The sequence below is a fragment of the Mycobacteriales bacterium genome (genome assembly GCA_035533475.1).
GTDB lineage: Bacteria > Actinomycetota > Actinomycetes > DATLTS01 > DATLTS01 > DATLTS01.
On record DATLTS010000018.1, the window covers coordinates 115,873 to 131,691 of the forward strand.

Sequence of the window (15,819 nt, forward strand, 5' to 3'; positions counted from 1 at the left end):
GGAGTTCCGGTAGGCCAGACTGCCGGTGTGGCACCGGGCTGGCTCCGTCAACGTCGCTGGCGGCGGTTGCTGTACGCGATCGGCCTGGCGGGACTGCTCGGCCTCGCGATCTGGGCCATCGCGGGAAGCACCAGCCAGCTCACCGAGGCCAAAGATGCGCTGACCCGGATCGAGCCGGGCTATCTCGGGCTCGCCGCCGCGGCCGAGGCCGCCTCTTTCGTCGCCTACGCGCAGGGCCAGCGGACGCTGCTTCGGGCGGCCCGGCGCGCGGTGCCGTTGTTGCCGATGACCGGCATCGTGACCGCCGCCCAGGCGCTCGCCAACTGCCTGCCCGCGGGGATCGCCGCGTCGACCATCTACACCTTCCGCCAACTGCTCCGCCGCCGGATCGGCGTGCTCGTGAGCGGGGAGGTGCAGATCGCCCAGACCCTGCTGTACATGGCCACGCTGGCGGTGCTCGCCCTGGCCGGCGCGGAGATCGCCGGCAGCGGCGGCACCGTGCAGCAGATCCCCGACCTCCAGTACATCGCGTTCGGCCTGCTCGGACTCACCGTGCTGGTCATCGCGGCAGGGGCCTGGCTGCACCGGCGCGGGGCGGACCTGCGGGCCTGGCGTTGGCTGGCGAGGCGGATCGCCTCCGATCCGGCGGCGGCCGATCGGATGATCGCCGGCGCCGGCGAGCTGTCGCCGACTCGTGGCGAATGGGTCTCCGCCGCGCTGTGGACCGGCGGCAGCTGGGTACTCGACTGCGGCTGCCTCGCCGCCGGCTTCCTGGCGGTGGGCTCGGCCCCGCCGATGCGCGGCCTGCTGCTCGCCTACTGCGCCGGGCAGCTGGCCAACGTGATCCCGATCTCGATCGGCGGCCTCGGCGTGGTGGAGGAGAGCCTCACCGCCGCCCTCGTCATCTTCGGGGGCGCGGAGGGCAACACCCTGGCCGCCGTCCTGCTCTACCGGCTGTTCAGCTACTGGGCGGTGTTCCCGGCCGGGCTGACCGCCCATCTGCTCATCCGGCGGCGACACGCATCCGCCGCCGCGGCCGAGGATCCGGTGGTGGTGCCGACATGAACCGACTCCGGCGGAGCCCTCTGAACTTCGGCATGGCCGCGGCCCTGGGCGTGCTGCTGCTCTCGGCCGGCTGCGCCGTGCCGCGGGGCGGCCCGGTGCACCGCGCCGTCGACATCTGCGTCCCGGTCGTGCCGCTGACCACCGACGCCGTGCACGACCGCGGCCACGTCATCTACATCCGCCAGATCGACCGGACCCAGCTGATCGCGGACTTCCCGGCGCTGAAGAACCATGCTCGCCGAACGCCCCGGGCCGCCGCGGCACCCACGATCTGTCTCGTCGTCTACCTGGGGCCATACGCCGCCGGCCAGGTCTCCGGCGCCAGCGGCTCCGGCCGTTACGCGTTGTTCGCCATCAGCACCCGGCGATCCCGGGTGTTCGCGGTGGAGGTCACCGACCACCTGCCGCGCGGGATCCGGGCGAAATAGGGTCGGCCGGTGAAAGGAATCATCCTCGCGGGAGGCAGCGGCAGCCGGCTGCATCCGGTCACCAAGGTCGTGTCGAAGCAGCTGCTGCCGGTCTTCGATAAGCCGATGGTCTACTACCCGCTGTCCGTGCTGATGCTCGCGGGGATCCGCGACATCCTGGTCATCTCGACCCCGGACGACCTGCCGCTGTTCCGGCGGCTGCTCGGCGATGGGGACCAGTTCGGCCTGCGCTTCGGCTTCGCCGCGCAGGACGAGCCCCGCGGGCTGGCCGACGCGTTCCGGGTCGGCCGGGGGTTCGTCGAAGACGACTCCGTCGCCCTCGTCCTGGGTGACAACATCTTCCACGGGCACGGTCTCGGCGCCCTGCTCGGAAAGGCGGTCGCCGACCTCGACGGCGCGACCCTGTTCGGCTACCGGGTCAAGGACCCGCAGCGCTACGGGGTCGCCGTGCTCGACCCGGGCGGACGGCTGCTCGAGATCCAAGAGAAGCCCGCCGTCCCGCCGTCCAACCTCGCCGTCACCGGCCTGTACCTCTACGACAATGCGGTCCTCGACATCGCGGCGGAGCTCCGGCCCTCACCGCGGGGGGAACTGGAGATCACCGACGTCAATCTCGAATACCTCCGGCAGGGCCGGGCCCGGCTGGTCGACCTGGGCCGGGGCACCGCCTGGCTCGACACCGGAACCCACGACAGCCTGCTCGAGGCCGGACAGTTCGTGCAGGTGCTCACCCACCGCACCGGGATCCGGATCGCGTGCGTGGAGGAGATCGCGTTCCGGATGGGCTTCATCGACGCCGCGCAGCTCGCCGTCCTGGCCGACCAGCTGGGCTCCTCGGGGTACGGCCTGTACGTCCGGGAACTCGCCGAGTCCGGCCCGTTCTGAGCCGCCGGCGCCAACCGGGTGTGGCGGCGGAGTGAGCGTGCCCGGACGTCCGGCCAGCTCAAGCGCTCAGTCCGAGCCGCCGATGATCCGGGTGGAATCTCCCTCAAAAGAGCCGGGTTGTCCGATGAGTCTGGGTCCGAAACGGCGCGTGTCGAGCTGGTGGAACGGCCGGTCGCTGCGCGCCAAGGTGCTCCTGGTCGTGGCGACGCCGCTGCTCGGTGTCGTGGTCGCGAGCGGCTCGGCGGTCTGGGTCAACGCCCAGGCGCTGCGGGCGGAAAAGTGGGTGCAGCACACCCTTCAGGTGCGAGAGACGATCGCGACGGCCGACGCCGCAGTAAGCGCTGCCGGGACCGGCGCGCAGAGCTACCTGCTGACCGGGGATGCCCAGGGGCTGCTCCAGGCGCGCCAGACGGCGCAAAGCCTGCCCGGAGAGGTCGCCGTTCTGGCCAGCTTGGTCCGCGACAATCCGGCCGAGGCGTCCCGGGCAAAGCTGCTCAGCGGCCTGGTCAACAGGCAACTCGCCCTGGTCGGCGAGGTGCTGGCGGCCCGAACCCCGGGCGTCCCCAGCCGGGCTGGCAGCGCCCTGCTCGGACGGCTGCGGGTCGGCACCTCCTCGATTCGGGCCGGGCTGGCGGCGATGGACCAGGTCGAGCACCAGCTGCTACTGGCCCGGACCCGTTCCGACGCGGTCCTGCGGCACCGGCAACTGATCGCCGCCGCGAGCAGCGGCCTGATCGCACTCGTCGGCGGCTGCCTGGCGGCATTGCTGTTCAGCGCCGGTGTCCTCCGGCGGGTGCGCCGGCTGGACGAGAACGCCCGGCGGCTGAACCAGGGCGTGGACCTGCTGCCGATCGCCGGCGCCGACGAGCTGGGCCGGCTGGGCCGGACCCTGGCCGAGGTGAACACGCTGCTCGCGGAGAGCGAGCGGGGGCGCCGCAGCTCGGAGGCGTTCCTCCACTCGGTCGTCGAGAACCTTCCGAACATGGTCTTCGCCAAAGACGCCGAAGACTTGCGGTTCACCCTCTTCAATCGCGCGGGTACGGAGCTGGTCGGGGTGCCCGCCGCCGAGTTGCTCGGGAAGAGCGTCTTCGACCTGTTCCCGGCCGACCAGGCCGAGTTCTTCGAGGCGAAGGACCGCCAGGTGCTCACGGAAGGGACGCTGGTGGATATCGCCGAGGAGCCGATGCAGGACGCCAGTGGGCAGACCCGGATCCTGCACACCAAGAAGGTGGCGATCCTCGACGCCGAGGGAAACCCGGCCTACCTGCTCGGGATCTCCGAAGACATCACCGACCGCAAGCGGATCGAGTCGGCCCTGCACGGGGCGACGATGGATGCCGAGGCGGCCCGGCAGGCGGCCGAGCAGGCCACCTTGGAGGCCGAGCGGGCCAACCGGGCCAAGAGCGAGTTCCTTTCCCGGATGAGCCATGAGCTGCGCACGCCGCTGAACGCGATCCTCGGTTTCGGCCAACTGCTGCAACTGGACCAGCTCACCGCCGACCAGCGGGAGAGCGTGCAGCAGATCGACCGGGGCGGCCGGCACCTCCTGGCGCTGATCAACGAGGTCCTCGACATCAGCCGTATCGAAACCGGCAAGCTGACGCTGTCGGCCGAGCCGGTGGCGGTGGCCGAGTTGCTCGCCGAGACCCTCGATCTGCTTCGGCCGCTGGCCGGCGGAGCGGGGCTCCGGCTCGAAGCCCCGGACTCAGGTCCCTGGCTGGTCCAGGCGGACCGGCAGCGGCTCAAGCAGATCCTGCTCAACCTGGTCTCCAACGCGATCAAATACAACCGTCCGGGAGGCACCGTCGCGGTCTCCTGCCGGCAAAATGGCGAGGATCGGCTGGCGATCGCGGTGACCGACACGGGCCCAGGCATCGCGGCGGAGAACATGCAGCGGCTCTTCGTCCCGTTCGATCGGCTCGGCGCCGAGCAGACCGCGGTGGAAGGCACCGGCATCGGGTTGGCGTTGGCCCACCGGCTGGCCGAGGCGATGGGCGGCAGCCTCACCGCGGAGAGTCGTCCCGGCCAGGGCAGCACGTTCACCCTGGAGCTCAGCCAGGCCGCCGCGCCCTTCCACCTCCCCACTCAGGCACAGGCAAAACGGCCCCCGGCCACACGCGGGCCGACCGGTAAGGGCCGCACGATCCTCCACGTGGAGGACAACCCGGCCAACCAACGCCTCGTCGAACGCCTGCTGGTCCCCCGCGGCCTGCGGGTGGTCGCCACCGCCGCCGGGGAGCCGGTGGGGGAGCTCGTCCGCCGCCACCGCCCGGCCCTGGTCCTGCTCGACCTGCACCTGACCGGCATCGACGGGCAGGAGGTGCTCCGCCGGCTCCGTTCCGAGCCCGACACGGCGGCGACACCGGTGGTCGTGCTCAGCGCCGACGCCAGCGCCGGCCAGATCCAACGACTGCTCGACGCCGGTGCCTCCGACTACCTGACCAAGCCACTGGACCTGACACGGCTCGTCGACGTGATCGAAGCCATCCTGACCGCGGGCGCCGCCCTATGACGCCGATCATCCGAACCGCCGCCCGCATCCTGATCATCGACGACGAACCGGCCAACGTCACCCTGCTCGAACGGATCCTGCACCGCGAGGGGTACACCCGGCTGGAATCGACCTCCGACTCCCGGCAAGCGGCCGAGCTGTACGACACGTTCTCCCCGGACCTGGTCCTCCTGGACCTCCAGATGCCGTACCTCGACGGGTTCGCGGTCGTCGCGGCGTTCAAGACCGCAACCGCGGTCGACGGCTACGTCCCGATCCTGGTGCTCACCTCGGACATCACCACCGACGCCCGCGACCGGGCGCTGCAAGCGGGTGCGAACGACTTTCTGACCAAACCTTTCGACCGCACGGAGGTCCTGCTCCGGATCGCCAACCTGCTCGAGACCAGATTCCTGCACCAACGGCTGAGCTACCACAACCGCGCACTCCAAGACGAACTCCGCGAGCAGGCCGAATCGCGGCGGCGGGCGGTGGCGGAACATCAGGAGCGACGCCGACGGATCCAATCGGTGCTCGACCGCTCCGCGGTTCACATGGTGTTCCAACCGATCGCGCACCTGCGCAGCGGCGAGGTCGTCGGAGCGGAAGCTCTCGCCCGGTTCCCCAGCGAACCGCCGCGCGCCCCGGACCTATGGTTCGCCGAGGCGGCCAGCGTCGGCCTCGGCGTCGAACTCGAGCTCGCCGCGATCCGCTCCGCCGTCACCGAGCTCGATCGGCTCCCCCCCGGCACCTACCTTTCGGTCAACGCCTCACCCGCGGCGCTGCTCTCCGGCGCGATCCACCCCGTCCTGGCCGGCCAGCCCGGAGATCGGCTCGTCCTCGAACTCACCGAACACGCCCCGGTCGACGACTATGCGGCGATCATCCAGGCGATGGGCCCGCTGCGCGAGCGGGGGATCCGGCTCGCCATCGATGACACCGGGGCCGGTTTCGCCAGCCTCGAACATGTCCTGCGGCTTCGTCCGGAGATCGTCAAACTCGACATCGCCCTCACCCGCGGGATCGACACCGACCCGGTGCGCCGGGCACTCGCCGCCGCCCTGCTCACCTTCACCGCCGAGATCGACGCCACCATCGTCGCCGAAGGCGTCGAAACCGCAACCGAGCTGGACGCCCTGCGGAACTTGCAGGTCAACTACGGGCAGGGCTTTCACCTCAGCCGCCCCGGACCCCTGCCGTTGACCCGGAACCTCGCGCACATCGCCGTCGACACCCGAACGGCCGACCGACCCTGGCACCGCCGAACGTCCTCCGGGTAACCGCGGTCGTGCCCGACCGCGACGAGGCGTGAAACAGCCGCGATCCGGGTATAGACGAGTCAGTACCGACCGGAGAGGTCGGACACGACTGGGAGGCTCGCAATGGGTATCGGCATCGGCATCTTCCTGCTCGCGGTCGGGGCGGTGCTCACGTTCGCCGTGCACACCACGGTGTCCGGGATCAGCATCTCGACGGTCGGGGTCATCCTCATGATCGTCGGCGCGCTCGGCCTGGTCATCGACATGGCAATCTTCATGCCGCGCCGGCGGGTGGGGACGGCGGTCGCGGCCGACCCGTACACCACCGAGCGCACGGTTGTCCGGGACCGCGAAGTCATCTGAGCCATGCACCACTAAGGCCGGTGCCGTACGGCACCGGCCTTAGTGGTGTCCGGACCCCGATAGGGAGTCCGATTTGTCGGGCTGTTTGCGATCAGCGGACCCCGGGCCGGGTATGACCAGGGCGAGGGCGTTAGCGAGAGGAGGCCCAGGTGTGCCACCACCGGGCACTCGAGCTCCCCCCGCGCCCGGAGTCCGCTGCCCGCGCCCGGCAGTTCGTCGCCCGGGCCTGCGCCGACTGGGGGCAGACCCAAGCGTCCGACGCGGCGGTCGTCGCCGTCTCCGAACTCGTGACCAATGCGGTGCTGTACGCCCGGACGGACTGCCGCGTCACGGTCAGCCAGGTGGGCGAGATACTCGAGGTCGCGGTCGCCGACCGGGGGCCGGGCCGGCCCGACCCGAGACCCGGCCGGCTGGACCTGCTGGGCGATATCGACAGCAGCCTGCGCGCGGCGGCGGCCGACCCCCCGGACGACCGGGATCCGGGGTCGCACGTCGGGGCATCCGGGCCGATCACCGGCGGCCGCGGGCTCCTGGTGGTCGAGGAGCTCACCGACAGCTGGGGGGTCTCCCGCCAGGACAACATGAAGAGCGTCTGGTTCACCGTCGCGGCGCAGGCCCCGGGCGACTGTCGCTGCGGGCAGGGTGCCGACGCGCCGCCCGGCGAGCTGCTGCCCTCCGGGCACCGCGTGGTGGACCCGTAACCGAGCCCCGGTTCAGCTTCACTTCATCTGCCCGGGTCAGTCTGGTCGGGACGGACCGTGGAGGAACCGATGAACCCGACGAATGACGATCTGCCCGGCTGGCTGACCAGCGAGGGCCTGCCCGCTGCGGCGGCCGAGCCCACCGGCTGGCCGGACCAACCGGATCCGGCGCCCGTGACCCCCGAACCGACCCGCGGCTCACCGCGGCGCGGGCTGCGCCTGGTCGCCCTGGTGGCCGTCGGGGCGCTGGTCGGCGGGGCGGCCGGTGTCGCCATCGGGGCGAGCCTCGCCAACCCGCAGACCGTCGTCCAGGTGGGCAGCTCGACCGGCGCGATCGTCTCGCCGGCGAGCAACCCGACCTCGTTCGCCGCGGTCGCGGCGCACGTGCTGCCGTCGGTGGTCTCGATCACGGTCACCGGAGACAACCAGCAGGACACCGGCTCGGGCGTCATCCTGCGCGCCGACGGATACATTCTCACCAACAACCACGTGGTGGCCGCCGACGAGGACAACAGCGGATCGGTGAACGTCACGTTCAACGACGGCTCGACCGCACCCGCGACCATCGTCGGCTACGACGCCGCCTACGACCTCGCCGTCATCAAGGTCGCCCGGACCGGTCTCGACGCCGCCACCCTGGGCAACTCGTCCACGGTGCGCGTCGGCGACCCGGTCCTCGCCGTGGGGTCTCCGCTCGGGCTGTCCGGGACCGTGACGTCCGGCATCATCTCCGCGCTTAACCGGCCGGTGCAGACCTCGCAGTCCGCGAGCCCGTTCGGCGGCCAGGGCGGCGGCCAGGGCGGCGCGACCGCGACCGTCATCAACGCGATCCAGACCGACGCGCCGATCAACCCGGGGAACTCCGGCGGGCCGCTGGTCGACATGGCCGGCCAGGTCATCGGGATCAACTCGGCGATCGCCACGGTCAACGGCGGCGTCACGGGCCAGTCCGGCAACATCGGGCTCGGCTTCTCGATCCCGATCGACCAGGCCCGCACCACCGCCGCCCAGCTCATCGCCACCGGGCATGCCAGCCACCCGATCCTGGGTGTGTCGGTGACCGACGCCACGGACAACAGCGGGCTGACCCAGGTGCTCGTGCAGGCGGTCACCCCCGGCGGCCCCGCGGCGAGCGCAGGGATCCGGACCGGGGACCTCATCGTGCGACTCGACGGACACCCGGTCGCCGACTCCGATGCGCTGATCGCCACGATCCGCAGCGACGCACCGGGCCAGAATGTGTCCGTGACCGTCATCCGGGGTGGAACCCAGCGCACCTTCACGGTTCGCCTCGGCAACTCGGCGTCGAGCCAGGGCTGAACCCGACCATGGGTTCCGGGCCCGAGGCCGGGGGAGCCTCGGCGCTCGTTGTAGATGATGATCCGGCGCTGCGGGCGGCGCTGACCCGAGCGCTCCAGCTCGACGGCTACGTGGTTTTCACGGCGGGGAACGGGTCCAAGGCCCTCGATCTCGTCGCGGAAACGCCACCGGACGTTCTCGTCCTGGACCTGATGATGCCCTTCGTCGGCGGTCTGGAGGTCTGCCGGCGGATGCGGGCGGCCGGCGACCGGACACCGATCCTGGTGCTCACCGCGCGCGACCAGGTCAGTGACCGGGTGGAGGGCCTGGACGCCGGCGCCGACGACTACCTGGTCAAGCCATTCGCCCTGGAGGAACTGCTCGCCCGGTTGCGCGCGCTGCTGCGCCGGGCCAAAGACCCTCCCGTGGGCGAACCGGGTGAGGTGCTCAGCTACAGCGACCTCACCATCGACTCGGCCTCGCGGAGCCTGCGTCGGGGGGAGCGCGAGGTGGATCTCACCCGCACCGAGTACGCGCTCCTCGACCTGTTGCTGCGCAACGCCGGCCGGGTGCTGACCCGGGAGGTCATCATGGACCGGGTCTGGGGCTACGAGCTCGAGCCAGCCTCGAACTCGCTGGAGGTGTTCATCGGATACCTGCGGCGCAAGACCGAGGCCGGCGGCGAGCCACGGCTCATCCACACGGTGCGCGGCATCGGCTACCAGCTGCGCGAACGGCCGTGAATCTGTTTCGCCCGTCGCGGTCCTGGCTGGCGGAGGCGCGGGGGTGGGGGCGCGAGCGGCCGCTGCGCTGGCGGCTGGTCGGGACCGTCGGGCTCGCCGTCCTCCTCGCGGTGAGTGCCGCGGTGGGCATCTCCTACTTCGCCGTCCGGCACGAACTGATCGGCCAGATCGACAGCCAGTTGCAAACCGCGGCGACCGGTGCGCACCTCGACCCGCTGGGCCACCTGCGGATCGACACCCAGGCGTTCGGGCAGACCCGGGGCTGGATACAGCTCGTCTCGGCCGATGGGCAGACCCAGCAGCCGCTCGGCCAGGCGGTCATCCTGCCGGTGAGTGCGAGCGACGCGGCGATCGCGTCGGATCGCCGGCGTGACGCCAGCTTCGAAAACGGCCGGATCGCCGGCACCCGGGTGCGGATCCTCACCACCCAGCTGTCCCTCAATGGCCAGGTGGTCCCCGACGTCGCCGTCCAGGTGGCCCTGCCGACCGGCTCGATGGAGGGGCAGCTGCATCGACTGGCCCTGGCGTTCTTCGGGCTGGGGCTAGCCGCGGTCGCGCTCTCCTCCGGGCTGGCCGGGCTGCTGTCCCGGCGGGCGCTGTCCCCGGTCGGCAAGCTCACCGAAACGGCGGAGGAGATCGCCGCGACCCGCAGCCTGACGACCCGGATCAGCGAGACCCGCGACGACGAGTTGGGGCGGCTGGCCACGAGCTTCAACAAGATGCTCGACGCGCTGGCCCATTCGGTCACCGCGCAGCGGCAACTGGTCGCCGACGCCTCGCACGAGCTGCGCACGCCGCTGGCCAGCTTGCGGACCAACGTCGAGGTCCTGCGCCGGGTCGACGAGCTCTCCACGGTCGAGCGCGAGGAGGTGCTGGGCGGGATCGTCGGGCAGCTCGAGGAGCTCACCGCGCTGGTCTCCGACGTGGTGGAGCTCGCCCGAGGCGACGAGCATCCCGAGCATCTCGACGACGTCGGCTGGGATCGGCTCGTCGACCATGCCGTCGAGCGCGGGCGCCGGAACTGGACGGAGGTTCGTTTCGCGGTCGAGGTCGAGCCGGTCACGGTGGCCGCGGTCGCCGCCCGCCTCGACCGGGCAGTGACCAACCTCCTCGACAACGCCGCCAAGTTCTCGCCGCCCGCAGGGGTCGTCGAGGTGCGGCTGACCGCGGACGGTCGGCTGACCGTGCGCGACCACGGACCGGGCGTGCCGCCGGACGCGCTGCCGTACGTGTTCGACCGGTTCTACCGGGCCGACGAGGCTCGCGGGCTGCCCGGGTCGGGGCTCGGGCTGGCGATCGTCAAGCAGTTCGCCGACAACCACGGCGGGTCGGTGCACCTGGCGAACGCCCCGGACGGAGGTGCGGTGGCGACGCTCGTCCTGCCGGTGACCGCGTAACCTGCCGGTCATGGCCGGACCGAGGCTGGGGCGACCTGCGCTGGCCGCCGGTGTGGTCGCCGGTCTGGTCGCCGGTCTGACCGCCGGTCTGGTCGCGCTGGCCGGAGGCGCGGGTCCGGCCGGGGCCGCCGCGGCGGCGCCCCCACCCCCGCTGTCGTTCCTGCATGTCGGACCGGCCGCCGGACCGGCGGGGTTGCCGCAGATCCTCGACGGCGAGGGCCGCGAGGTCATGCTGCGCGGCGTCAACGTGAACGGTCTCGAGGACTACTGGCAGGACTCGTCCACCCCGCTGGCCGTCCCGTACCCGAGCGATCCGGCGGCGTATGCCGGCGGCCGCTGCCCCAGTCGCGACCCGGCGGTCGAGTCCATGGCGCTGTGTGCCCTGGACGCGCCCCAGCTGCACGCCTTCGGCTACGACTCGGTGCGGCTCGCCGTGAGCTGGTCGCTGCTCGAACCAACCCCCGGACGGATCGACCCGAGATACGTCGACCGAATCGCGCAGGCGGTCGGTTGGCTGGCCGGTCAGGGCATCTACTCGATCCTCGACCTGCATCAGGACGCGTGGAGCAAATACCTCTACACGCCGAGCGGAGCGCTCTGCCCACCGCCATTCACCGGGGTCAGCGGGTTCCACGAGTCGGACGGCGCGCCGGCCTGGGCAAGCGCCCACGATGCGCCGGTGTGCGCGCTGCACGGTGTCCGGGAGCTGGATGCCGCCGTCCAGGAGGACTTCCAGCGGTTCTGGTCCGACACCGCCGGGCCGGACGGGATCGGCCTTCAAGAACACTTCGCCGGCGTGGTCCGCGCGCTGGCGCAACGGTTCCACGACAATCCTGCGGTGGCCGGTTACGAGCTCTTCAACGAGCCCTCCCCCGGCTTCATGGCACCGGCTGTGATGGACGCCAGCGAGTTGTTTCCCTTCTACGCCAAGGTGATCGCCGCGGTGACCGCCAGCAGCCCGGGCTTTCGCCAACTGTTCTTCGTCGAGCCCGACATCACCCGAGACGTCACCGACCAGAGCTTGATCGTCGCTCCGTGGTCGGTCTACAGCAGCTACCCGAACGTCGTGTATGCACCCCACGTGTACACCCGGGTCTTCACCCCGGACGCCGACCTGAACGCGGCGGCGGGTACCCCCACGTTCCTGCCGATGTCCGAGGGCTATGCGAGTGCGGTGCGGGACGCGAAGGCGCTCGGCCTGCCGCTGTGGGTCGGCGAGTTCGGCAACGGCGTCCCCGACGACCCGGTGCAACTCGCCGCGCACTACACCAACCAGGACGGTCTCGGGATCGGCAGCTCGCTGTGGGTGTGGAAGGCGGACACCTCGGCGCAGTTCAGCGTGGAGCACGGCCCGTTCGGGGTCGGCGCGCCCTTCCCGAGCCGCGTGGAGTTCACCGATCGCGCCTACCCGGTGGCGACCGCGGGGGTCCTCGAACGGCTGAGCTACGACCCGCCCAGCGGCGACTTCACGCTGGTCGCCACGTCACCTGCGGTGCGGCCGGGGGCGACCGATCGGGCCACCGTTCTCCAAGTGCCACCGAGGTCGCGTGGTGCCCTCGTCGCCACCGGCGCCACCGTCACGGTGGTGTCCGACGGCGCCGGCCGGATCGCGTACGTCTATCCCACCGGCGGCCGGTACGTGGTGACGCTCGGTTCCGCCGCCGGCGGGTCCGGCGGGGCCGGGGGGGCCGGGGGGTCCGGGGGGTCCGGCGCCGTACGGGCGGTCGGTGCCGGCGGCCCGGCCGGGACGTTGGCGGACACCGGGGGCAGCTGGCGGACCGGCGCGGCCGGAGCGGCGCTGGCCGGGCTCGGACTGGCCGCGTTCGGGCTGCTCGCTCGGCGCCGCCGGCCCCACCCGTAGGCTGCCCCCGTGAAAGCGGTGTTGTGCACGACCTTCGGGCCGCCCGAGTCCCTGATCGTCGACGAGGTGCCCGACCCCATCCCGGGGCCCGGTCAGGTCGTCATCGACGTGCACGCCTGCGGCGTCAACTTCCCGGACCTGCTGATGATCCAGGATCTGTACCAGTTCAAGCCGGACCTGCCGTTCTCGCCGGGCGGCGAGGTCGCCGGGATCGTCTCCGCGCTCGGTCCGGACGTCGGCGGGCTGGCCGTCGGCGGGCTGGCCGTCGGCGACCGGGTGATCGCGGCAACCGGCTGGGGCGGGCTGGCCGAGAAGGTCGTGGCCGCCGCCGGTTCGGTGCAGCCGGTGCCGGACGGCATGGACCTGGCCACCGCGTCCGGGTTCCTCTACGCCTACGGCACCTCGCAGCACGCGCTGGTCAACCGGGCGCAGCTGGCCTCCGGCGAGACCCTGCTCGTCCTCGGCGCCGCCGGTGGGGTCGGCCTGGCCGCGGTCGACATCGGCCGGGTGCTCGGCGCCCGGATCATCGCGGCCGCGTCCAGCGCGGACAAGCTCGCGCTGTGCCGGGAGTACGGGGCGACCGAGACCATCAACTACGCGGAGGAGGACCTGCGGTCCCGGCTCAAGGAACTGACCGGCGGCCGCGGCGTCGACGTCGTCTACGACCCGGTCGGTGGCTCGCTCAGCGAGGCCGCGCTGCGATCGATGGCCTGGAACGGCCGTTTCCTCGTCATCGGGTTCGCTGCCGGGGAGATCCCGCGGATCCCGCTCAACCTGGCGCTGCTCAAGGGCTGCTCGATCGTCGGGGTCTTCTGGGGCGCGTTCGCCGCCGCGGAGCCGGAGCGGAACCGGCAGAACGTCGAGCAGCTCCGCCGCTGGTGGGCCGAAGGGGCGATCCATCCGCACGTCAGCGCGACGTACCCGCTCGAGCGCGGTGCCGAGGCCATCGCCGAGCTCGGCCGGCGCCGGGCGAAGGGCAAGGTCGTCGTGCTCACCGCCGCCGGCATGGTCTAGGACCTGCCGGTGTCGAGGGTCAGGCCGGCGGCCAACGTGGCCCCGAGCTCCCGGCAGGCGGACAGGTCCGCGGGTCCGGGCGCCCCGAGCACCGTCACCGGGCGGCAGGCCCGTCGCCAGGCCAGCCCGGTCGCGATCGACTCGATGGCGCGCACCGCACCGGTGACGTCGAGGTTGCCGTGGACGTAGCAGCCGTAGGGGCGCCCACCGGTCGCATCGAGACACGGGTAGTAGACCTGATCGAAGAAATGCTTCAACGCGCCCGACATGTAGCCGATGTTCGCCGGCGTGCCGAGCAGGTACCCGTCCGCGGCGAGCACGTCGACGGCGGTCGCCGCGAGAGCCGGGCGGCGGACCACGTCGACCCCCTCGATCTCCGGGTCGCCCGCACCCGCGACCACGGCGTCGAACATCGCCTCGAGGGCCGGGGAGGACGTGTGGTGGACGATCAGCAAGGTCGGCATCCCCGGCAGCGTAATTCCCCGGTACCACCCGGCCCGGGGGGGAACCGGTGACTGTCCGGCTCGGCGGCGGACAGGGGTTCTACGGCGACTCGGTGACGTCGACGAGCACGCTGCTCGACGCCGGGGTCGACTACCTCTGCCTCGAGGCGCTCGCCGAACTGACCCTGGCGATCCTCGCGAAGGATCGGGCGAAGGACGAGACCCAGGGCTACACCAAGGACCTGCCCTACTACCTCGGCCTCGCGCTCCCGTACGTCGCCGACGGGCGGACGAAGGTCATCACGAACGCCGGGGGGATCAATCCGGTCGCGGCGGGCCGGGCGGCCGCCCGGGTCGCCGAGCACCTCGGGCTGCACGGGCTGCGGATCGCCACCGTGGTGGGCGACGACCTGACCGGCCGGCTGGGCGAGCTCACGGCGCTGGACAACCTGGACACCGGGGAAGCCTGGTCGCAGTTCCCCGGCGAGGTGCTGTTCGCCAGCGCCTACCTCGGGGCGGCGCCGATCGTCCGCGCCCTGGCCGACGGGGCCGACGTCGTGATCACCGGCCGGGTCGCCGACCCATCGCTGTTCCTGGCCCCGCTGATCCACGAGTTCGGCTGGGCCGCCGACGACTGGGACCGGCTGGCCGCCGGGATCGTGATCGGGCATCTCTGCGAGTGCTCGGGGCAGTCGACCGGCGGCAACTTCTCCGGCGAGTGGTGGACCGTTCCGAACCCGTGGGATCTGGCCTACCCACTGGCCGAGTGCGAACCGGACGGCACCGCGATCCTCACCAAACCACCCGGCACGGGTGGCCGGGTCGACGTGGACACCGTCCGCCAGCAGCTGCTCTACGAGGTGCACGATCCGACGAGCTACCTCACCCCCGACGTGACCGCCGACTTCACCTCGGTGCGGCTCGAGGACCTCGGGGCGGACCGGGTGCGGATCTCCGGGGTCCGCGGGCGACCGGCGACGACGACCTACAAGGCGCTGGTAGCGCACCCGGCGGGCTGGTCCGGTGAGGCCCGGGTCGCGTTCGGCTGGCCCGACGCCCGGGCCAAGGCCCGGGCCACGGCCGCCATCTTCGCGCGGCGGGTGCGCATGGCCGGCCTCGCGACCGACGAGTGGCTCGAGGAGTACTGGGGGGTGAACGCCCTGCACGGGCCGGTGGTGCCGCTGGACGGCGCGGACGAGGCGCCGGAGGTGATCCTGCGGGTCGCCTGGCGCTGCGCGGATCCGGCGGTCGCGGGGAGGGTCGCCCGCGAACTGGTCCCGCTGAGCCTGTCCGCGCCCCCTTGGGGAATGACGACCACCGGGCGGGGCGGCGCAAACCGCCCCTCGCAGCTGCTCGGGCTGTGGCCGTGCCTGGTGGCCAAGGGCTTCGTCGACGAACACGTCGCGATCGACATCGTGCGGACCTGAGATGGCGCGGATCCAGCTCCGGGACTGCGCCGCGACCCGCGCCGGCGACAAGGGCGACACGTCGAACGTGGCCATCTTCGGCTACGACGAGGAGACCTACACGGCGCTGGTCGCGGGGCTGACCGCCGAGCGGGTGGCCGCCTTCCTCGGGGACCTCGTACTGGGCTCGGTCACCCGCTACGAGGCGCCCAACGTGCTGGCGCTCAACTTCGTCATGACGAGAGCGCTCGGTGGCGGCGGTCCCCGCTCGCTGCGCTCGGACGCCCTCGGGAAGACCCTGGGCGGGGCGCTGCTGCGGATGGACATCGACGTCCCGGACGCCGTCGCCGCCCGAGCGCACCGCCGGCGGCCGGACGTCACCGCACTCGAGGCGGCTGCCCGGGACGGGTAGGGCTCCCGCGGCTGCGCATGGTGACCGATGTGCCCGCCGCCACGGGACGGTC

At 72.0% G+C, this 15,819-nt stretch carries 15 protein-coding genes; 14 read left to right on the forward strand and 1 reads right to left on the reverse strand.

Features of this window, described 5'->3' with window-relative positions; all coding sequences use genetic code 11:
* Window positions 1–27 precede the first annotated feature (27 nt).
* From VNG13_03410 to VNG13_03465, 12 genes are all read left to right on the forward strand, one after another.
* Window positions 28–1,065, forward strand: coding sequence for a lysylphosphatidylglycerol synthase transmembrane domain-containing protein (locus VNG13_03410; GenBank protein ID HVA59570.1), 1,038 nt, complete (start codon window positions 28–30; stop codon window positions 1,063–1,065).
* Window positions 1,062–1,493, forward strand: a complete 432-nt coding sequence (locus VNG13_03415) for a hypothetical protein (protein ID HVA59571.1) — start codon at window positions 1,062–1,064, stop codon at window positions 1,491–1,493. The genes VNG13_03410 and VNG13_03415 overlap by 4 nt, the downstream gene beginning before the upstream one ends.
* A 9-nt stretch (window positions 1,494–1,502) precedes the next feature.
* Window positions 1,503–2,378, forward strand: a complete 876-nt coding sequence (gene rfbA, locus VNG13_03420; GenBank protein ID HVA59572.1) for a glucose-1-phosphate thymidylyltransferase RfbA — start codon at window positions 1,503–1,505, stop codon at window positions 2,376–2,378.
* A gap of 124 nt (window positions 2,379–2,502) precedes the next feature.
* Window positions 2,503–4,890, forward strand: a complete 2,388-nt coding sequence (locus VNG13_03425) for an ATP-binding protein (protein ID HVA59573.1) — start codon at window positions 2,503–2,505, stop codon at window positions 4,888–4,890.
* Entirely contained in the window at window positions 4,887–6,149 is a 1,263-nt protein-coding gene (locus VNG13_03430) for an EAL domain-containing protein (protein HVA59574.1), read from the forward strand. The genes VNG13_03425 and VNG13_03430 overlap by 4 nt, the downstream gene beginning before the upstream one ends.
* Before the next feature lie 102 nt (window positions 6,150–6,251).
* Window positions 6,252–6,491 carry a DUF6458 family protein gene (locus VNG13_03435; GenBank protein ID HVA59575.1) on the forward strand — a complete coding sequence of 80 codons (240 nt, stop codon included), beginning with the start codon at window positions 6,252–6,254 and terminating at the stop codon, window positions 6,489–6,491.
* A 149-nt stretch (window positions 6,492–6,640) separates the two neighbouring features.
* Window positions 6,641–7,192, forward strand: coding sequence for an ATP-binding protein (locus VNG13_03440; GenBank protein HVA59576.1), 552 nt, complete (start codon window positions 6,641–6,643; stop codon window positions 7,190–7,192).
* A 69-nt stretch (window positions 7,193–7,261) separates the two neighbouring features.
* Entirely contained in the window at window positions 7,262–8,512 is a 1,251-nt protein-coding gene (locus VNG13_03445; protein HVA59577.1) for a trypsin-like peptidase domain-containing protein, read from the forward strand.
* A gap of 8 nt (window positions 8,513–8,520) precedes the next feature.
* Window positions 8,521–9,234 (forward strand): response regulator transcription factor, encoded by a 714-nt coding sequence (locus VNG13_03450; GenBank protein ID HVA59578.1) that lies wholly within the window; start codon window positions 8,521–8,523, stop codon window positions 9,232–9,234.
* Window positions 9,231–10,631 carry a HAMP domain-containing sensor histidine kinase gene (locus VNG13_03455; protein HVA59579.1) on the forward strand — a complete coding sequence of 467 codons (1,401 nt, stop codon included), beginning with the start codon at window positions 9,231–9,233 and terminating at the stop codon, window positions 10,629–10,631. The genes VNG13_03450 and VNG13_03455 overlap by 4 nt, the downstream gene beginning before the upstream one ends.
* A 10-nt stretch (window positions 10,632–10,641) precedes the next feature.
* The gene (locus VNG13_03460; GenBank protein HVA59580.1) at window positions 10,642–12,492 is read left to right on the forward strand and encodes a cellulase family glycosylhydrolase; all 1,851 of its coding nucleotides are present in this window, start codon (window positions 10,642–10,644) and stop codon (window positions 12,490–12,492) included.
* A gap of 9 nt (window positions 12,493–12,501) precedes the next feature.
* Window positions 12,502–13,506, forward strand: coding sequence for an NADPH:quinone oxidoreductase family protein (locus tag VNG13_03465; protein ID HVA59581.1), 1,005 nt, complete (start codon window positions 12,502–12,504; stop codon window positions 13,504–13,506).
* On the opposite strand, the gene VNG13_03470 is transcribed toward VNG13_03465, so the two are convergent.
* A complete protein-coding gene (locus tag VNG13_03470; GenBank protein ID HVA59582.1) occupies window positions 13,503–13,970 on the reverse strand; it encodes a flavodoxin family protein in 468 nt (155 codons plus the stop codon). The two genes, VNG13_03465 and VNG13_03470, sit on opposite strands and share 4 nt — an antisense overlap.
* Before the next feature lie 47 nt (window positions 13,971–14,017).
* On the opposite strand from VNG13_03470, the gene VNG13_03475 reads away from it, so the two are divergent.
* Complete coding sequence (locus VNG13_03475; protein ID HVA59583.1) at window positions 14,018–15,376, forward strand: acyclic terpene utilization AtuA family protein; 1,359 nt, start codon at window positions 14,018–14,020, stop codon at window positions 15,374–15,376.
* Window position 15,377: 1 nt separating this feature from the next.
* A complete protein-coding gene (locus VNG13_03480) occupies window positions 15,378–15,767 on the forward strand; it encodes a hypothetical protein (GenBank protein ID HVA59584.1) in 390 nt (129 codons plus the stop codon).
* The last annotated feature ends 52 nt before the right edge of the window (window positions 15,768–15,819 follow it).